The organism is Tenacibaculum sp. TB-53 (assembly GCF_059716285.2).
Genome location: NZ_CM202790.1, coordinates 1370682 through 1389530, shown reverse-complemented (window position 1 = coordinate 1389530; position 18849 = coordinate 1370682). Strand labels below are relative to the sequence as shown.

The 18849-nt window shown below is 31.5% G+C and carries 18 protein-coding genes; 15 read left to right on the top strand and 3 right to left on the bottom strand.

Annotated elements, in window-relative coordinates; genetic code table 11:
* Positions 1 to 20 precede the first annotated feature (20 nt).
* Positions 21 to 1748 carry a sodium:solute symporter family protein gene (locus AC3VJB_RS06330; protein ID WP_073183855.1) on the bottom strand — a complete coding sequence of 576 codons (1728 nt, stop codon included), beginning with the start codon at positions 1746 to 1748 and terminating at the stop codon, positions 21 to 23.
* A 129-nt stretch (positions 1749 to 1877) separates the two neighbouring features.
* Between AC3VJB_RS06330 and pfkA the strand changes: the two genes are divergently transcribed.
* From pfkA to AC3VJB_RS06315, 3 genes are all read left to right on the top strand, one after another.
* A complete protein-coding gene (gene pfkA, locus AC3VJB_RS06325; protein ID WP_047789124.1) occupies positions 1878 to 2861 on the top strand; it encodes a 6-phosphofructokinase in 984 nt (327 codons plus the stop codon).
* Positions 2862 to 2884: 23 nt separating this feature from the next.
* On the top strand, positions 2885 to 3877 hold the full coding sequence (gene gap / locus AC3VJB_RS06320) for a type I glyceraldehyde-3-phosphate dehydrogenase (protein ID WP_047789123.1): 993 nt from the start codon (positions 2885 to 2887) through the stop codon (positions 3875 to 3877).
* Between the two features lie 66 nt (positions 3878 to 3943).
* On the top strand, positions 3944 to 4306 hold the full coding sequence (locus tag AC3VJB_RS06315; RefSeq protein ID WP_047789122.1) for a methylglyoxal synthase: 363 nt from the start codon (positions 3944 to 3946) through the stop codon (positions 4304 to 4306).
* 55 nt (positions 4307 to 4361) lie between these two features.
* Here the strand turns inward: AC3VJB_RS06315 and AC3VJB_RS06310 are convergent, their stop codons facing one another.
* The gene (locus AC3VJB_RS06310; RefSeq protein ID WP_047789121.1) at positions 4362 to 4742 is read right to left on the bottom strand and encodes a RidA family protein; all 381 of its coding nucleotides are present in this window, start codon (positions 4740 to 4742) and stop codon (positions 4362 to 4364) included.
* A 63-nt stretch (positions 4743 to 4805) separates the two neighbouring features.
* Positions 4806 to 7508 carry a putative LPS assembly protein LptD gene (locus AC3VJB_RS06305; protein ID WP_497666918.1) on the bottom strand — a complete coding sequence of 901 codons (2703 nt, stop codon included), beginning with the start codon at positions 7506 to 7508 and terminating at the stop codon, positions 4806 to 4808.
* Between the two features lie 94 nt (positions 7509 to 7602).
* Here AC3VJB_RS06305 and AC3VJB_RS06300 point away from each other — a divergent pair, with 94 nt between their 5' ends.
* From AC3VJB_RS06300 to AC3VJB_RS06245, 12 genes are all read left to right on the top strand, one after another.
* Positions 7603 to 8787 carry an N-acetylmuramoyl-L-alanine amidase family protein gene (locus tag AC3VJB_RS06300; protein ID WP_437825044.1) on the top strand — a complete coding sequence of 395 codons (1185 nt, stop codon included), beginning with the start codon at positions 7603 to 7605 and terminating at the stop codon, positions 8785 to 8787.
* A gap of 65 nt (positions 8788 to 8852) precedes the next feature.
* A complete protein-coding gene (locus tag AC3VJB_RS06295) occupies positions 8853 to 9818 on the top strand; it encodes an MlaD family protein (protein WP_497666917.1) in 966 nt (321 codons plus the stop codon).
* An 89-nt stretch (positions 9819 to 9907) separates the two neighbouring features.
* Positions 9908 to 11227: a 4Fe-4S dicluster domain-containing protein gene (locus AC3VJB_RS06290; protein ID WP_047789119.1), complete on the top strand. Its 1320-nt coding sequence runs from the start codon at positions 9908 to 9910 to the stop codon at positions 11225 to 11227.
* Between the two features lie 71 nt (positions 11228 to 11298).
* On the top strand, positions 11299 to 12078 hold the full coding sequence (locus AC3VJB_RS06285) for a (Fe-S)-binding protein (RefSeq protein WP_497666916.1): 780 nt from the start codon (positions 11299 to 11301) through the stop codon (positions 12076 to 12078).
* A gap of 98 nt (positions 12079 to 12176) precedes the next feature.
* On the top strand, positions 12177 to 12581 hold the full coding sequence (locus tag AC3VJB_RS06280) for a hypothetical protein (protein ID WP_167713582.1): 405 nt from the start codon (positions 12177 to 12179) through the stop codon (positions 12579 to 12581).
* An 88-nt stretch (positions 12582 to 12669) separates the two neighbouring features.
* Positions 12670 to 13629 (top strand): 1,4-dihydroxy-2-naphthoate octaprenyltransferase, encoded by a 960-nt coding sequence (gene menA, locus AC3VJB_RS06275; RefSeq protein ID WP_437824987.1) that lies wholly within the window; start codon positions 12670 to 12672, stop codon positions 13627 to 13629.
* A gap of 22 nt (positions 13630 to 13651) precedes the next feature.
* Positions 13652 to 14470 (top strand): DUF4349 domain-containing protein, encoded by an 819-nt coding sequence (locus AC3VJB_RS06270; RefSeq protein ID WP_437824985.1) that lies wholly within the window; start codon positions 13652 to 13654, stop codon positions 14468 to 14470.
* Positions 14471 to 14474: 4 nt separating this feature from the next.
* Positions 14475 to 15152, top strand: coding sequence for a metal-dependent hydrolase (locus tag AC3VJB_RS06265; RefSeq protein ID WP_437824983.1), 678 nt, complete (start codon positions 14475 to 14477; stop codon positions 15150 to 15152).
* A 28-nt stretch (positions 15153 to 15180) separates the two neighbouring features.
* Entirely contained in the window at positions 15181 to 15699 is a 519-nt protein-coding gene (locus tag AC3VJB_RS06260) for an SRPBCC family protein (RefSeq protein ID WP_497666915.1), read from the top strand.
* An 11-nt stretch (positions 15700 to 15710) separates the two neighbouring features.
* Positions 15711 to 16748: an o-succinylbenzoate synthase gene (locus tag AC3VJB_RS06255; protein ID WP_497666914.1), complete on the top strand. Its 1038-nt coding sequence runs from the start codon at positions 15711 to 15713 to the stop codon at positions 16746 to 16748.
* 2 nt (positions 16749 to 16750) lie between these two features.
* Positions 16751 to 17695, top strand: a complete 945-nt coding sequence (locus tag AC3VJB_RS06250; RefSeq protein ID WP_497666913.1) for a CPBP family intramembrane glutamic endopeptidase — start codon at positions 16751 to 16753, stop codon at positions 17693 to 17695.
* A gap of 13 nt (positions 17696 to 17708) precedes the next feature.
* On the top strand, positions 17709 to 18764 hold the full coding sequence (locus AC3VJB_RS06245; RefSeq protein WP_497666912.1) for an AMP-binding protein: 1056 nt from the start codon (positions 17709 to 17711) through the stop codon (positions 18762 to 18764).
* Positions 18765 to 18849 lie beyond the last annotated feature (85 nt).

The window sequence follows — 18849 nt, the reverse complement described above, 5'->3', positions numbered from 1 at the left end:
ACTAGTAAGTACTAATTGTGTTAAGAAACAAACTTCCATATTTTTCTTAAAATTAAAATACAAATTAAGGAGATTGTTGAAAGTGTTGCAGCTAGAGTTGTTTCACCATAAATCCAATTTCCAGAGGCGAATAAGAAGCTGTAAATACCTATAGTTCCAGTTATAAACCCTAAAATTTTATATCCAACATTTTTAAATTTATTTTCGTTCTCAAAAATAAGACTATCAAATTTTTCTAAGGTTTTAGTATTGGTGGGGTTTGTTAAAAGAGTTACAATAACCCAACCTACAGTAGTAACCAAAACGCCAATGATTAATTGCCAATATCCCGCAATTTGAGTAAATGGAATCTCCATTTTTCCATTGATAAAAAAGAAAACAGCAATTATAAAAGATATGGCCATTGCAGCAATTTCACTATATGGGTTAATTCTACTCCAAAACCAACGTAAAATAAATAACAGTCCAGTTCCTGCACCAATTTGTAGCAGCAAATCGAAAACTCCTTTAGCTGATTGTAAATAGAAAGAAAAAAGAGCAGCACACAACATTAAAACTATAGTTGATATTCTTCCAACTACTACCTTTTGCTTTTCAGAAGCATTTTTATTGATAAACCTACTGTAAAAATCATTTACGATGTATGAACTTCCCCAATTTAATTGAGTAGAAATTGTACTCATAAAAGCAGCTATTAAAGAGGTTAATACAATTCCTAATAATCCAGCAGGTAAGTAGGTCATCATTGCAGCATAAGCCACATCGTGTCCTTGCATTTCAGTTGTTAAACTAGGAAATGCTTGATTCATACTATCCAAACTTGGAAAAATAATTAATGAAGCAAGTCCAACAATAATCCATGGCCAAGGTCGTAATGCATAATGGGCAAAATTGAAAAATAAAGTAGCCCAAGTAGCATTTTTTTCATCTTTAGCAGCTAACATACGTTGCGCAATATAACCACCACCACCAGGTTCAGCTCCAGGATACCAAGTACTCCACCATTGTACAGCAAAAGGAATTATAAATAAAGTAATTAATGCTTCTTTATCTGAGAAATCAGGAAACATTGCTAGTTTGTCACTTACGTTAGGATGTGTCAATAAATTTGAAAGTCCGTCAATTTCTGGTAAACCAACAATATATATAGTAGCCCAAATAGAACCAACCATAGCAATTAAAAACTGGACAAAATCAGTAAGTAAAACACCTTTTAATCCACCTAAAGAAGAGTAAATAACAATAACTATTGAAGAATAAAAAAGTGTTTCTTCTTGTGATATGCCTAATAAAATATTAGCAATTTTAGCTCCGGCTAAACAAACCCCTGCCATTGTAATTACGTTAAAAATTACACCTAAATAAATAGCTCTAAAGCCTCTTAAAAAGCTAGCCATCTTACCAGAGTAACGTAGCTCATAAAACTCTAAATCGGTAGTTATTCCTGATTTTCTCCATAGTTTAGCATAAAAAAATACGGTAAGCATCCCTGTAAGAAGCATTGCCCACCAAACCCAGTTACCAGAAACACCGTTTTCTCTAACTAATTCAGTAACCAATCCAGGAGTATCAGCAGCAAATGTAGTTGCAACCATAGAAACCCCTAACAACCACCATGGCATATTTCTTCCTGATAAAAAGAATTCGGAACTGTTCTTTCCTGCTGATTTTGAACTCCAAAGACCAATAAGCAATGAAAGAATAAAAAAACCGAAAATAATAATATAATCAAGAGAGGTTAATAACATAGTTTGTTTTATTTGTTGGCTAAAAGTAACCAAATAATATTAAACGTTAAACTTCAATTAAAAAGCAAAATGAATTTATTGTTTTTTATTAAAAAATGACTAAAATTGAGTAAATTTGATATTCGTTTTATGAGAAAAATTAAAAAAATAGCAGTGATGACTTCTGGAGGGGATGCTCCAGGAATGAATGCCGCGATACGATCTGTTGTAAGGACTTGTGCTTATTACCGAACGGATTGTATGGGAATTTACAGAGGATATCAAGGGTTGATTGAAGGAGATTTAATTCCGTTGACCGCTAGAAGTGTTAATAATATTATTCACAAGGGAGGTACCATTTTAAAATCGGCTCGTTCAAAAGATTTTAGAACTAAAGAAGGACGTCAAAAAGCCTATGAAAGTCTAAAAAAGAACAATGTAGATGCCTTAGTGGTGATTGGTGGAGATGGTTCTTTCACAGGAGGAGTGATTTTTAATCAAGAGTTCAATTTTCCTATAATAGGAATTCCTGGAACCATAGATAATGATATTTCAGGAACAAGTCATACACTTGGTTACGATACAGCTTTGAATACAGCTGTAGAAGCAATTGATAAAATTAGAGATACTGCATCTTCTCATAATCGACTTTTCTTTGTTGAGGTTATGGGGCGTGATGCAGGATTTATAGCATTAAACGCTGGTGTTGGAGCAGGAGCAGAAGAGATTTTAATTCCTGAAGAAGACTTAGGGTTAGAAAGAATGTTGGAATCTTTGAAGAAGAGTAGAAGGTCAGGGAAATCGTCAAGTATCGTAGTAGTTTCGGAAGGAGATAAAACTGGTAAAAATGTATTTGAATTAGCTGATTATGTGGAAGAAAACTTACCTGAATATGAAGTAAGGGTTTCTGTGTTAGGACATATGCAGCGAGGAGGTTCTCCATCATGTTTTGATAGAGTTTTAGCAAGTAGATTAGGAGTAAGTGCTGTAGAACTTTTACTTGATGGAAAGACAAACTTGATGGTAGGGTTAAAAGATAATAAAGTAATTTCTACCGATTTAGAAAAAGCAATCAAAGGTCAACATAATATTGATACCGAATTATTGCGCGTATCAGATATTATGACCACTTAAACAAGAATATAAAATTTTAAATAATGATAAAAATAGGAATTAACGGATTTGGAAGAATTGGTCGATTAGCATTCCGTTCTGCAATAAAAAGAGACAACATTCAAGTTGTGGCTATTAACGATTTGTTAGATGTAGATTATTTAGCCTATTTGTTGAAGTATGATTCTGTTCATGGACGATTTGAAGGAGATGTTGAAGTGAAAGATGGAAATTTAGTTGTAAATGGACAAACAATAAGAATCACTGCTGAAAGAAACCCTGAGAACCTTAAATGGAATGAAGCAGGAGCAGAATATGTAATCGAATCTACAGGTTTTTTTACTGATAAAGATAAAGCAGCAATGCATATTACAGGTGGAGCGAAGAAAGTAATTATTTCAGCACCTTCAAAAGATGCTAATATGTATGTGATGGGAGTAAATCATAAAGAGTTAACAGCTGATGAAACTATTTTTTCAAATGCTTCATGTACTACAAACTGTTTAGGACCATTAACAAAAGTTATCCACGATAATTTTGGATTGAAAGAGGGATTAATGACTACAGTTCATGCTGCGACATCAACACAAAATACCGTTGACGGACCTAATAAGAAATGGAGAAGAGGACGTTCGGTAGTAAATAATATTATTCCTACGTCAACAGGGGCGGCAAAAGCAGTAACGAAAGTTATTCCAGAGTTAGAAGGTAAATTAACGGGTATGGCAGTTAGAGTTCCTGTGGCAGATGTTTCTTTAGTAGATTTAACGTTTAGAACAGATAAAGCGACTTCGTTAAAAGAAATTTTAGCAACATTAAAAGAGGCTTCAGAAGGAGAGTTTAAAGGGATTATTGGATATACTGAAGATGAGGTGGTGTCACAAGACTTTGTTTCAGAAACAAGAACATCTGTAATTGATGCTGATGCTTGTTTAGAGTTAAACGAGAACTTTTTCAAGGTAATTTCTTGGTATGATAATGAGTATGGATATGCTACTAAAATTGTAGATTTATTAGAGTATTCGGCTTCTTTATAAAAGCATAAAATATTTTGTAATATTGTATTCCCGCCAAAAGCGGGAATACTTTTTTAAACACTATTTATGGAAATAGCAATTATAGCACATGATGGAATGAAAGCTGAAATGGTTCAGTTTTTAAATGAACACAAAGAAGTTTTACGTCAAAAAAGTGTTCGGTTAATAGCTACAGGTACAACAGGAGAAAAAGCAGAAAAAGCAGGTTTTGAAGTAACAAAATTTTTATCAGGACCTATTGGAGGCGATGCGCAAATTGCTGGAAGAGTGGCAGAAGGAAAATGTCAAATGGTATTGTTTTTTAGAGATCCGTTAGCAAAACATCCGCATGAACCCGATATTTCTATGTTAATGCGTTTGTGTGATGTACACGATGTGCCGTTGGCTACAAATCCATCCACCGCAGAGTTGTTGATTAAAGCGATATAATAAAAAATCCACTTTCAAAAGTGGATTTTTTATTTATTCATGTTTTGAGATTGTCTTACTTAACAGCAATCATACTAATTTCTACATTTACAAACTTAGGGAGGTTAGCAACTTCTACTGTTTCACGAGCAGGAGCTGTAGCGTCATTAAAATACTCACCGTAAACAGCATTAATTTTTGAAAAGTTATGCATGTCTGAAATAAAAATAGAAGTTTTAATAACGTTTTCAAAAGTCATACCAGCAGCAGCTAATACTTCTTTCATGTTTTGCATTACTTGTTTGGTTTCTGCTTCAATAGAATCTAAAACTAATTCACCAGTTTCAGGGTTAATAGCTATTTGTCCAGAAGTGTATAAAGTATCTCCACTAAGTACAGCTTGGTTATATGGACCAATTGGAGCTGGAGCTTTGTCTGTTGTGATTATTTTTTTCATTTTAGTTTGAGTTTATAAAGTTGTTTGCTTTGTTAAAAGGGAAAAGTTAGATTTTTCTAACTTCTAAAATAAAACTCTATCTGGTGGTTTATTTTTATCCCACTTTAAATCGCTCAATACTGAAGATTTCACTCCAATAAAGAAATTGTATGAAGAATTAACACCAAAAGGAGTCCAATTAAAATTAAATCGCCAACTATCTAAATCTCTAGAAAAGTTTAATCTAGTGTAGGTGAAAGCGTTGTCTTTAATATCGTAACCAGAAGAAAAACCAACTTTCCATTTAGGCGAAAGCTCAACATCGCCGCTAAACATTAATGTATTATTACCTATTTGACTTGTTAACCCGTTATTTGTATAACTCATACTGTAAGCTAAATTAAGAGTCCAAGGTATTTTGGCTTTGTATAGTTCTGTTTCTTTTGTTTCGCTTTCTTCATTTTTGTTATTAGTGTTGTTAGGAAATCCATTAGTAGGTCCTATACCTTCCCCAAAAACATCAGGAGTGTCTTGTGCTCCATTACCGTTTTTATCATCATCACTATCTCCACCATCTTTGTTTTTTTCAAAATCTTTACTAGAAATAGAGTAATTAGCTGTTACTCCCAAGTTAGTCATTCTAAAGATATTGCCATTAATTTTATTTATTCTTTGGCCTTTACTGTTTACTTGATATGGGTCGAAGGTAGCATTCATATTTAAAGCTAGTTTATCTTTAAAAAAACGTGTACCAGCGTTGGCTCTTACAGGAGACCAACGTACACTGTCTAAGGCTAAATTATAGCTTGTGCTAAAATTTAAGTTGTTAAGAATGGTGATTTTTTTGTCTTCTTCATCACTATCGGGGTCTTTTGGGGCTACTTTAGCTTCTAAAACATTGTTTACAGAAATACCAATAGAGTTTGAAACTCCACTTCCAGGTGTTCCATAAATACCGCCTTCAAAGGGAGAGTAGGTTAGTAAGTCACTTGGATCAGAACTTTGGCGTACTGTTAAATCGTAATCATCAGCAAAATTTGGACGATATCCGTATGAAATAGAGGGTCTAATTGTATGTCGAATAGCCTTTAAACGTCCTTTTTTAAAGTTAAATGTACCATAAATATTGGTAGATAAAGAAACACCAAAATTATATTCATTATAACGTGTAAAACCACTAATAGTGTCGTTAACTGCCGCTCCTAAATTACCGTCTTTGTTTACTGCGGTAGGATCATATCTCTTTTTAATTTGGTCAAAATACCAAACATCTTTATAATTTACACTAGGTGATAATGTAAAATATTTAAAAGCTTTTAAACTGGTGTTGGTGCTTAAATTATGTTGAATCCCTTTTTTTGCCGTTTGAAACATTTTAGCAGTGAAAAATTCGTCATCTGTGGTGTTAATTTGATATTGCCCCTGCATACTATAATTCAATCCCATTTTTTGAATAGGATTCTTTTTAATTCCTCCTTTACCTGCAAATGGATAAATACGATCCATATTAAGTTGTAAAGAAGGAAGCGTCATAGTAATTGATTCTGTATTGGTGTTTTGTGAATGAGTAGCAGTTACGCTAAGGTTAAAAGGAGTGCCTACAAAATTTTTATAATAAGAAATAGACGAATTTAATGTGTTGTTTAAGAACTGAGAACTATTAAATTCATTTAAAGATTGACGGTAGTACTTACTGCTACCTAAGTTAACAGAGGCAGAAAAACGAGAGTTTGGACTCGCCTTAGAATCTTGACTATGAGTCCATCTAAGGTTAAAATTGGTGGATTTTTGATAATCGCTGAGACCACGTATTCCTTGAATAATGTTTTCAAAACGAGCACTAAAACTTCCACTAAATTTATAGCGCACATAATAGTTAGAGGAAGCATTTAACCCCCAACTGCCATTGGTGTATAAGTCTCCTAATACAGTTAAATCAAAGTAATCACTTAGTGCAAAGTAATAACCTCCATTTTGCATAAAAAAACCTTGGTTATTACTTTCCCCCCAAGAAGGAATAATAAAACCAGAAGTTCTTTTGTCTGTTAAAGGAAAATAAGCAAAGGGTAAATATACAGGAGTAGGAACATCTGCTAATACTAAATTACTACCACCAACTATAATTTTCTTACCAGGTACTAGTTTTGCTTTATTTGTTTGAATATAATAATCTGGTATTTTCTTTTTTGAAGTGGTAAATCGTAACCTTCTCATGTATATAGTGGAGTCATTTACTCGTTTTGTTTTTTCACCATAAGTAATAATTCCACCTTGATTTGTTTTAACACCGTAAACTAAAGCTTTTTTAGTTTTAAAGTTAAATAAAATAGAATCTTGTTCCGATTCTTGTCCACCTTGTTTAAACTGAGGTCTTTGATGGTATCCTGTACTATCTTTTATACCTTTAGCATATACCATATTATTCTTATAGTCTAAAATAATAATTCCAGCTTTTAAATCAATATCGGTGTATGTTACATGAGCTTTGTTGTATAAAGTAATTGTTTTATTTTTAGTACTTTGTATGGTGTAATCTTCAGCATCGTGGGTAATAATACCATCAATAACTTCTTTAGGCTTAATAGAGTCATTAACAACTGTGTCTCTTTTCTTATAAACAAGGTCGTTATTTTTTAACCCTATTAAAGTATCTTTAGCAGTATTATATGTAGAATCTTTATTAGTTTTTTGAATATTTATAGCCTCCTTAATAGGTTCTTGGGCAATACTTAATTGAAAACAAAAAAGAGATAGGGCTAAAAGTATGTAAGTTGGATTTGCTCGCAATATTATTAATACTATTTTTGTGTTATATTTAAAAACTTTGGCGTGTTATTTGAATGCCTATATTTTAAAAACCAAAAATAGTTAAATTTTATTGATGCAATTCTTAAATTTCCGTAAATATAATATATCAAAATCATGCTTAATTATTCTTACTTCTTTAACAGTTTTGTTAGGGAGTATAGCGTCGGTTTCAGCTCAAAAAAAGTATACTGTTGTTTTAGATGCTGGTCATGGAGGTAAAGATCCTGGAAACTTAGGGAATGGTTACAGAGAAAAAAACATAGCTTTAAGAGTAGCATTAGATGTAGGAAAAGAGCTATCAACATCAAAAGATATACAAGTAGTTTATACTCGAAAAAAAGATGTTTTTGTAGAATTACATAATCGAGCTAAAATTGCAAATGATAAAAAAGCAGATTTATTTGTATCTATACATTGTGATGCTTTTAGAAGATCTGATCCGCATGGAGCAAGTACGTTTGTTTTAGGATTGAGTGGAAACAAAGAAAACTTAGAGATTGCTAAAAAAGAGAACTCGGTAATATTATTAGAAGACAATTATAAACAAAATTACGATTATGATCCGAATTCACCAGAATCAGTTATTGGATTATCTGTACTTCAAGAAGAAAATTTAGAAAATAGTTTAGGTATTGCAGGTTTGGTACAAAATAACTTTGTAGCAATAAAAAGAAATAATCGAAAAGTAAAGCAAGCAAATTTTTTAGTTTTAAGAGAAACAGTAATGCCCAGTGTTTTAATAGAACTAGGTTTTTTAACAAATAAAAATGAAGGAAAGTTTTTAAACTCTAGAAAAGGGCAGCTAAAGATGGCAAAATCAATAGCGCAGGCAATTAGAAAATACTTTGAACGGTTAAAATTAAATACAATTAGTGAAACTATAACGGTAAACGCACCGCTAGTTGAAAATGAAGTAGTAAATAAGGTTGCAGAAAAAGATATACAAGTTGTAAAAAAAGAGAACATTTTAGAAAAAAAAGCATCTCTATCAAAACCTATATCTGCTAAAGTGATGTTTAGAATACAAGTAGCCGCATCAAGAAAAAAACTTTCAACAAGTAGTTTTAAAGGATTAGAAAATGTAGAGTATTTATTTATAGATAATTATTATAAATATTATTATGGAAACTTACCAAGTTTGTCTGAAATAAAAAAAGTTTTACCCAAAGTAAGAAGTAAAGGTTATAAAGATGCTTGGATTGTAGCTTTTAAAAACGGAAAACGAATTTCAATAAAAGAAGCATTGAAAAACCGTTAATTTAGAGGTATTCTATATATATACTCGCAAAATTATTATTATTTTCGCTCGTATAAATATATTCTATGTCTAAAGAACTAAAAACAGGAATTGTTGCTGTCGTTGTTATTGCACTATTTATTTGGGGTTATAATTTCTTAAAAGGACAAGATTTGTTCAGTGCAAACACAAGGCACTTTTTTGTAGAGTACAATAATATCAATGGTCTAAATGAAGCAAGTTCAGTTACTATTAATGGATTGAAAGTTGGAAAAGTTGATGAAATTCGTTTCAATCAAAACCCAGATAAAAAAGGAAATTTAATAGTGAAAATTTCATTAGACACTGACTTTCATTTTTCTAAAAACAGTATCGCTAAAATATATTCGGCAAGCTTAATGGGAGGGCAAAACTTAGCAATTGTGCCTAAGTATGACGGAGAAGTAGCAAAATCAGGAGATTACTTAAACGGAGAAGTTGAATCGGACATATTCTCATCTGTTGGAGAGAAATTAAACCCCATTCAAGCTAAACTAGAAAACGTATTAGTAGGAGCAGATTCCTTACTTATTGGGTTTAATCAAGTATTAGATGAAAAATCAAGAAAAAGCTTAAATAGAAGTATATTAGGCTTAGAAGGTACCATATATGATGTACGTAAAACTTTAGCTTCGGTTAATACATTATTGGCAAATAATAAAGAAAATTTAAATAAAACCTTTGAGAATACTAAAAAAATTACAGATAACTTTTCAAAAGTATCTGATGATTTAGCGAAAGCTAATTTAGGAGAATCGGTAAAAAAGCTTGAAGCAACTCTTGCAAATGTTAATGGCTTGTTAGCCAACATGAAATCAGGAAAAGGAACTTTAGGAAAGTTAATGACTGATGATAAAATGTATACTAATTTAACAAATGCCTCAAAAGAATTAGAAGAACTATTAAGAGAAATGAAATTAAACCCAAAACGTTTTGTACATTTCTCATTATTCGGAAAAAAGCCAAAACCATATAACGAAGAAAACAATCAAAGCAATACAAGTAACAACTAAATAAAACAACAACTAAAAATATTCTATAACCTCTTAAAAACTGAAGAAGTAAATAGTTATAAATAGAGTAAAAAAATTAATTAAAGACAATGGAGAATTACTTGCCAAACCTCTTTTTTGCAATTATTTTAATTGCAGCTATAGGGTATTTTGTAATGAATGTTCGTAAGCTAATACGAAACATTAAATTAGGAAAAGATGTAGATAGAACTGATAGAAAGCCAGAACGATGGAAAAATATGGCTAAAATAGCTTTAGGACAATATAAAATGGTACGTCGTCCTGTTTCAGGTATTTTACATGTTGTTGTATATGTTGGGTTTATTCTGATTAATATCGAAATGTTAGAGATTGTTATTGATGGATTATTAGGAACACATCGTGTTTTTCAACCAATAATAGGTAATACATTATACGGTTTCTTAATAGGTAACTTTGAAGTATTGTCAGTACTTGTTTTAATATCTGTAACGATTTTTTGGTTCCGAAGAAATATAGAAAAAGTGAAACGTTTTTGGAATAAAGAAATGGAAGGTTGGCCTAAGAATGATGGAAATATTATTCTATATTTTGAAATGGTGTTAATGAGTTTATTCTTAGTAATGAATGCTACAGATGTTACTTTTCAAGAGGCTGGAGTAGGAAATGTAGTTTCTCAATTTATAGCTCCTTGGTTTGATGGTTTTTCTAATGAATCTTTACATACTATTGAGAAAACAGCTTGGTGGCTACACATTATAGGAATTTTAATATTCTTAAATTATTTATATTATTCTAAGCATTTACATATATTACTAGCTTTCCCAAATACATTCTATGCAAATTTAAAACCCAAAGGACAGTTTAATAATTTAGAAGCTGTAACAAAAGAGGTAAAGATGATGATGGATCCAGATGCTGATCCGTATGCTATGCCTGAAGATGGAGAAGAAGAAGGAGAACCTGAGAAATTTGGTGCTTCTGATGTGACTGATCTAAATTGGGTACAGTTAATGAATGCTTACACATGTACTGAATGTGGACGTTGTACTTCATCTTGTCCAGCAAACTTAACAGGAAAAGAATTATCACCACGTGCAATTATGATGAAAACACGTGACCGTTTAGAAGAAGTAGGAAAAAATATTGATGCAAATGGAGGTACATTTAAAGACGATGGAAAACAATTATTAAATGATTATATAACACCAGAAGAATTATGGGCTTGTACAAGTTGTAATGCCTGTGTACAAGAGTGTCCTATTGGTATTGATCCATTATCTATTATTATGGATATGCGTCGTTATTTAGTAATGGAAGAATCTGCAGCTCCGCAAGAGTTAAATATGATGATGACCAATATTGAAAATAACGGAGCACCATGGCAGTATAGTCAAATGGATAGATTAAACTGGAAAGACGAAGAATAATTTTTTAATAATTAATTATGAATTACGAGTAAGAAATAAAGCGTAAGTCATAATTTAAAAACTCACAATTTATGGTAGTACCAACAATGGCAGAAATGAAGGCTCAAGGAAAACAACCTGAAGTGTTATTTTGGGTAGGAGCCGCAGGAAGTTACGATGATAGAGCAAAAAAAATAACAAGAGCCTTCGTAAAAATATTACAACAAGCAGGAGTTGACTTTGCAGTATTAGGCACCGAAGAAAGTTCAACAGGAGATGCAGCAAAACGAGCAGGGAATGAGTTTTTATTTCAAATGCAAGCTGTTACTAATATTGAAATTTTAAACGCTTACGAAATAAAAACAATTGTAACTTGCGATCCGCATTCATTTAATACATTAAAAAATGAATATCCTGAATTAGGAGGAAAGTATAAAGTATATCATCATACTCAATATATTAGCAAGTTAATCAAAGAAGGACGTTTAACTATTGAAGATGAAAATTTAAACGGTAAGCGTTTAACGTATCACGATCCATGTTATTTAGGACGTGCAAATGATGTATATGAAAGTCCACGTGAATTAATTCGTCGTTTAGGAGTAAAAATGACTGAGATGAAACGTCATAAGTCAACAGCATTATGTTGTGGAGCTGGAGGAGCACAAATGTTTAAAGAACCTGAAAGAGGAGATAAAGATATTAACGTGTTAAGAACAGAAGATGCTTTAGAAACAAATCCACAAATTATTGCTACCGGTTGTCCTTACTGTAATACCATGATGACTGACGGTGTAAAATTCAAAGAAAAAGAATCGCAAATACAAGTAAAAGACATTGCAGAGTTAATTGCAGAAGCAAATAACCTTTAGTAAAGAAATATAAAGTTTTCTTAAAAGTGTGTTACGAGAGTAGCACACTTTTTTCTTTGTAGTAAGTTTGTTGAAAAATAATTCAAAAACAAAAAAGAATGAGATACCTTTTTACCTTTTTATGCTTAGTGTTATTAATATCGTGTGATGATACCGATTTATCTCTTGATGGAAATGGAAACTTGGCAACAATAACATTTAATATTACGAGTACAAGTAATGACAACAATGGAAGAATTAAAACTGTTTTTCTAGAATCAGGTTTCTTTAAGTATGATAACACTACAACAACTAATGTTTTTCCTTATAAGAAATCGTATACAGATGAAATTAATTTTGCAGCTAATTTAGCTTTTGAATATGAAGATAAAGCCACAGATAATTTTAGTGTTTATACAATAACAATGGAAATTCTTAGAGATAATGTTTTGGTAGACAAAAGAGAATATTTTATAGATAAACCAGGAACAAAAGTAGGTTTTGATGCTGTAGTAAATAAATAAACGATTCATATAGTTGAAGATAAAAGGAAAGCTTAGCTTTCCTTTTTTTATGTCTAAAAAACTTATCTTTGAAAATCATATTATCTCAATGAAAAACTATATAAAAGCAGCACGTTTACGTACATTACCCTTATCGGTTTCAGGAATTATTTTAGGAAGTTTTTTAGGGGTTTGGCAACCTATACAAACTTCATTAGCTGAGCTTGATGTTGTTGATAAAACATATTTTAAAGTTAAACATATCGAGGTTTTTCCTTCAATATATATATTTTTACTTGCTATACTAACCACTATTGGTTTTCAAGTACTATCTAATTTTGCTAATGATTATGGAGATGGTGTAAAAGGGACGGATAATGAAAGAGAAGGAGAAGCACGTATGGTAGCTTCAGGAGCGATTACTCCAAAACAAATGAAAAATGCAATGATTGTTACAGGAGTTATTACAACTATTATTGCACTACTACTAATTTATGTTTCCTTTGGAAAAGACAACTTTTTGTATTCAATAATTTTTTTCGGGTTAGGGATAGCTTCGATAGTAGCAGCCATAAAATATACCGTTGGGAAATCAGCTTATGGTTATAGCGGATTTGGAGATGTTTTTGTTTTTATCTTTTTCGGATTGTTAGCAGTCGTTGGAACCTATTTTTTATATACAAAACAATTGAACTTTATCATTTTTTTACCAGCAATTACAGTTGGATTGTTGAGTACAGCGGTATTGAACTTAAACAATATGCGAGATAGAGAGAATGATGCGGTATCAGGAAAAAATACGCTTGTTGTAAAAATGGGAGCAGAATCTGCAAAAATGTATCATTACTTTTTAATTGTAGCGTCTTTTATAGTTGCATTACTGTACACGCTAATTACGTTTAAGTCACCATATCAATTCTTATTTATTATAGCTTATATTCCTCTACTAAAACATTTAGTTTTTGTCTATAAAAACAAAGAAGAAGCGTTGTTAGATGGAGAGTTAAAAAAAGTAGCTCTTAGTACCTTTTTATTTTCAATTTTATTCGGATTAGGTCAAATTTTGTAACTTCCCAAGAAAATTTAACACTATGAGAACTATTTTAGTTTTTTTCGGAACGTTTCTATTATTTATTAGCTGTAATAGTAAAGGAGCGAATCCAACCTCTTATGGAGAGCTTAAAACTTCAGGAAATTTTGACATTACCAAAGAAATTGTAGAAGCATCAGAAGTTGCATCAGAGAATAAAGAAGTAACAATTGAAAGAAAACTTATTAAAACAGGAGATATTTCTTTTGAAACAGATAATTTATTAGAAACAAGAAATTATATAGAGCAAGCAGTAAAAAAATATAACGGATACATTTCTGCTGATAACGAGTACAAATCTTCTCAAAATATTACTTCAAATTTAACGGTTCGAATTCCTTCAGAAAGTTTTGATACTTTTTTAAATGAGATTTCATCAAAAGTAGCAAGGTTTGATAATAAGAATATCTCTGTTAACGATGTAACAGAGCAATTTTTAGATGTACAAGCACGTTTGAAAGTAAAAAAAGAAGTAGAACGAAGATATAGCGAAATACTTAATAAAGCTAGTTCGGTAAAAGAAATTTTAGAAGTTGAAAGAGAACTAGCCAACGTAAGATCTGATATTGAATCGATGGAAGGACGTTTGAAATACTTACAAAATCAAGTGTCCTTCTCAACCCTAACAATTCGATTTTATAAAAAAGAAGTAAGTAAAGCTTATTCAAAAACTTTTGGAAGACGTATAGCAGATGCTTTTACTAACGGAATAGACAATATAAAATGGTTTTTTATCGGTTTGGTAAACATTTGGCCATTTATACTTTTAATAGTTTTATTAATAATACTCATAAAGAAACGAATTAAACGAAAAGAATAAATACATGAAAATTACTTTTTACGGTCACGCATGTTTTGGTATTGAAATTAACGGAACACATGTGTTAGTTGACCCTTTTATAACAGGAAACCCTCTAGCTTCAAATATAGATGTAGATAAAGTAAAAGCAGATTATATTTTACTTACACATGCGCATCAAGATCATGTATTAGATGTGGAATGCATAGCAGAAAGAACTGGAGCTACAATAATATCTAATTACGAAATAGTAATGTATTATGAAACGAAAAAATTCAAGGGACACCCAGTAAATCATGGAGGTACATATAAAAATGATGTGTTTTCTGCAAAGTATGTAAATGCTATTCACACTTCTTCATTTGCAGATGGAAGTTATGGAGGGCAACCAGGAGGGTTTGTAGTAACAGCAGGAGAAAAATCCTTGTATATTTCTGGTGATACAGCAGTAACTATGGATATGAAGCTAATACCGATGTCAACAAACTTAACAGCTTCAATATTTCCGATTGGTGATAATTTTACCATGGGAGTTGACGATGCTATCATAGCCAGCGACTTAGTAATTTGTGATAAAGTAATAGGGTGTCATTTCAACACCTTTCCTCCTATAAAAATAGATATAGAAGAAGCTAAAGAAAAGTTTTCACAAGCAAAAAAAGAATTAGTGATTTTAGAAATTGGACAAACAATAACTATTTAGGTAGCCTTTTTGGAGAGGTATTATATATATGAAAATAATCAAAATAATTTTAGGTGTTATAACAGTTTTAATTCTTACATTTTTCTTAACAGGATTAGTGGTACAAGAAGTTGTTTATACCAATGAAGTAACAATTAATAAGCCTGTGAAAGAAGTTTTTTCGGATTTTCAGGATGAAGAATTGATGAAAAAATGGATGCCAGAGGTGAAATCAATTGAAACTCTAGAAGAACAACCTAATAAAATAGGTAGTAAATATAAAGTGGTTGTTGAAAATCAAGGTAAATTGGTAACTATGACAGAAGAAGTATTAGCGTATAAAGAAAATGAAAAACTTACTCTTCACTTTGATGCAGAAAATATGCTAAAAACAGATGATTATACTTTTACTTCAGAAGAAAACTCAACTAAGATATTACAAACTACTACCTGTACTAGTGAATCGTATATAATGAGTTGTTTATTCCCGTACTTTAAAGGAGCTCTTAAAAAAATGAGTCAACAATATTTAGAGAACTTTAAAAAAGCTTCTGAAACTCATAACTAAAACACTTACAATTGATAAAAGCTACCTACCATAAATACTTACTAAACTTTAAACAAGCAAGTGGTACCTCTCGTGGAATTTTAAGAACTAAAGAAACTTGGTTTATAATTTTAGAAAAAGAAGGAAAGAAAGGTTTTGGAGAATGCGGTTTGTTCAGAGGTTTAAGTGCTGATGATAAAACTAATTATGAAGAGAAATTACAGTGGGTGTGTAACAATATTAATTCTGGCTTAGAGAAATTATTATTTGAACTCATAGAGTTCCCATCGATACAGTTTGGATTAGAACAAGCATTTTTATCCTTAGAAAGCAAAACACCGTTTGAATTATTTCCTTCTGACTTTACTAAAGGACAACAACAAATTTCTATAAACGGATTAATTTGGATGGGAGATAAAGCCTTTATGCAGCAACAAATAAAAGATAAGTTGCAACAAGGTTTTACTACCATAAAAATGAAAATAGGAGCGATTGATTTCGATACAGAGATAGCTTTGTTACAATCAATACGAAAAGAATTTTCAGCCAAGGAAATTGAACTTCGTGTAGATGCCAATGGAGCATTTTTGCCACAAAATGCCTTAGAAAAGTTACAAAGACTATCTGAATTAGAACTACATTCTATAGAGCAACCAATAAAACAAGGACAATGGCAAGAAATGGCAAGTTTATGTGAAAAAACACCATTACCAATTGCGTTAGATGAAGAATTGATAGGCGTGTTTTCTTTAGAAGAGAAAGAAAAATGTATAGCTACAATTCAACCCCAATACATTATTTTAAAACCAAGTTTGGTAGGTGGGTTTAAAGGAAGTAACGAATGGATTCAAATAGCATCCAACCATAATGCGGGTAATTGGATAACGAGTGCTTTGGAAAGCAATATAGGATTAAATGCAATAGCACAATGGACACATACGTTAAATAATCCGTTACCACAAGGTTTAGGAACAGGTAGTTTGTTTACCAACAATTTTGAAAGTCCGTTGGAAGTTTCAAATGGAAGTTTAGGGTATAATACGAACAAAAAATGGTACTTTAATATATAACAATGAATTTTATACAACAAGCATATAAAGGAGACAACCAGTGGTACTTATACTTATTAGTTATTTTTATAGTTTTATTTGGGTGGCAGTTTATAGGTGTAATTCCTTTAGCTGTAACTGCAATTTTACATTCTGAAAGTACAAGTGAGTTTTTAAGAGCAGCAGATGATAGCTTTATGAGCTTAGGAATAAATAAAAACATGTTTTTATTTATGATGGTGGTGATGTTTGCTTTTGGATTAGTTTCATTGTTTTTAGGAGTAAAATACATTCATAAAAGAGCTATAAAAACAGTTATAACAAGTAGAAATAAAATAGATTGGAATCGCTTTTGGTTTGGTTTCTTTGTATGGGGAATACTATCTGTACTAGTAGTATCTTCTGAGATTCTTTTAGCTTCTGAAAATTATACATGGAATTTTAAACCTCTGCCTTTTTTTACTTTAATGATAGTATCGTTTTTGTTTTTACCCATTCAAACGAGTTTTGAAGAATTACTTTTTAGAGGGTATTTTATGCAAGGACTTGGTACTTGGTTTAAAAACAGATGGGTTCCATTAATAGTAACTTCTGTAGCGTTTGGTTTACTCCACGGAGCAAACCCAGAAGTAGAGAAGCTAGGGTATATTTCAATGGTTTTTTATATAGGAACAGGTTTCTTTTTCGGAATTACCACACTAATGGATGAAGGAACAGAATTAGCATTAGGTTTACATGCTATTAATAATATTGTAGCTGCATTCTTGGTAACTACAGATTGGACCGTTTTTCAAACGGATGCTTTATTTGTAGATACTTCAGATCCTTCGGTAGGGATAGAGATGTTTTTACCAGTATTTGTTTTATATCCTTTAATGTTGCTACTGTTCTCAAAAAAATATGGCTGGAAAAATTGGAAAGAAAAACTATTTGGTAACATAGAGAAACCTGTAATAACAACAAAGTAGTACTCCAAATAAAGTGGACAATCTAAACTTTCATAATAGTTTTCAGTTAAACGGAAAGTCTTTTTCTAATGAAGATGACTTATTGACTTTTTCGAAGACTATAAACGATTCCGTATATCAATTTTTATCAGATTGGTTTAATGCAGAAGATTTTGTAGTAGTGCAAACATCAGGTTCTACGGGAAAACCTAAACCAATTCGATTGAAAAAAGAGTTTATGATAAACTCAGCAAAAGCCACTGGAACTTTTTTCAGATTAAAAGAAAATACTACAGCTTTATTGTGCTTATCAACCGACTATATTGCAGGGAAAATGATGCTAGTTCGTGCATTAACCTTAGGGTGGAGTATGGATGTGGTTGCTCCAACATCTGAAGTTGAAATTCTAAAAGAGTATGATTTTTCCGCGATGGTACCTTTGCAGTTAAGAAGCTCTTTGTCTAGTATTCATAAAATAAAGAAACTTATTGTAGGAGGAGGTGTTGTAGCAAATGATTTAATTGAAGCTATTCAAAATAAATCAACTGAAATTTATGCCACTTACGGAATGACAGAAACAATTACACATATTGCTGTTAAAAAGTTAAACAATATCATTTCGAACGATAGTGAGAAACCTCACTACAAGACACTTCCTAATGTACAACTCTCTCAAGACAATCGAAATTGCTTAGTGATTGATGCGCCAAAAGTAGCCGAAGAAAAAATTATAACAAACGATGTAATTCGTTTGATTTCTGATACCGAATTTGAATGGTTGGGACGTTATGATAACGTGATTAACTCTGGAGGAGTAAAGCTACATCCAGAGAAAATAGAAGAAAAACTCTCTAAAATTATTTCAAACCGCTTTTTTGTTACAGGTATCAACGATAAAAAACTAGGAGAGAAGCTAGTTTTGATAGTAGAAGGAGAGAAAAACGACGCCATTTCGAACGAAGTTAGAAATCTATTGGGGCTTACGAAGTATGAAATTCCGAAAGAAATTTATTTTGTAGAAAAATTTGTTGAGACAGAAACAAAAAAAATCCAACGTAAAAAAACACTCGCTAAAACTTTACCTCACTAAAAAGTATCGTTCACTTTTCTAATAAACTTGTTTACTCATTTATAGTTTTATAAAAATATAGTGTTAGCTAGTTTTATGTAAACTT

Excerpts from the sequence above, each read along its gene's own strand:
- AC3VJB_RS06330 (WP_073183855.1), bottom strand. The coding sequence starts at position 1,748 with ATGTTATTAACCTCTCTTGATTATATTATTATTTTCGGTTTTTTTATT.
- pfkA (WP_047789124.1), top strand. The coding sequence starts at position 1,878 with ATGAGAAAAATTAAAAAAATAGCAGTGATGACTTCTGGAGGGGATGCT.
- gap (WP_047789123.1), top strand. The coding sequence starts at position 2,885 with ATGATAAAAATAGGAATTAACGGATTTGGAAGAATTGGTCGATTAGCA.
- AC3VJB_RS06315 (WP_047789122.1), top strand. The coding sequence starts at position 3,944 with ATGGAAATAGCAATTATAGCACATGATGGAATGAAAGCTGAAATGGTT.
- AC3VJB_RS06310 (WP_047789121.1), bottom strand. The coding sequence starts at position 4,742 with ATGAAAAAAATAATCACAACAGACAAAGCTCCAGCTCCAATTGGTCCA.
- AC3VJB_RS06300 (WP_437825044.1), top strand. The coding sequence starts at position 7,603 with ATGCAATTCTTAAATTTCCGTAAATATAATATATCAAAATCATGCTTA.
- AC3VJB_RS06295 (WP_497666917.1), top strand. The coding sequence starts at position 8,853 with ATGTCTAAAGAACTAAAAACAGGAATTGTTGCTGTCGTTGTTATTGCA.
- AC3VJB_RS06290 (WP_047789119.1), top strand. The coding sequence starts at position 9,908 with ATGGAGAATTACTTGCCAAACCTCTTTTTTGCAATTATTTTAATTGCA.
- AC3VJB_RS06285 (WP_497666916.1), top strand. The coding sequence starts at position 11,299 with ATGGTAGTACCAACAATGGCAGAAATGAAGGCTCAAGGAAAACAACCT.
- AC3VJB_RS06280 (WP_167713582.1), top strand. The coding sequence starts at position 12,177 with ATGAGATACCTTTTTACCTTTTTATGCTTAGTGTTATTAATATCGTGT.
- menA (WP_437824987.1), top strand. The coding sequence starts at position 12,670 with ATGAAAAACTATATAAAAGCAGCACGTTTACGTACATTACCCTTATCG.
- AC3VJB_RS06270 (WP_437824985.1), top strand. The coding sequence starts at position 13,652 with ATGAGAACTATTTTAGTTTTTTTCGGAACGTTTCTATTATTTATTAGC.
- AC3VJB_RS06265 (WP_437824983.1), top strand. The coding sequence starts at position 14,475 with ATGAAAATTACTTTTTACGGTCACGCATGTTTTGGTATTGAAATTAAC.
- AC3VJB_RS06260 (WP_497666915.1), top strand. The coding sequence starts at position 15,181 with ATGAAAATAATCAAAATAATTTTAGGTGTTATAACAGTTTTAATTCTT.
- AC3VJB_RS06250 (WP_497666913.1), top strand. The coding sequence starts at position 16,751 with ATGAATTTTATACAACAAGCATATAAAGGAGACAACCAGTGGTACTTA.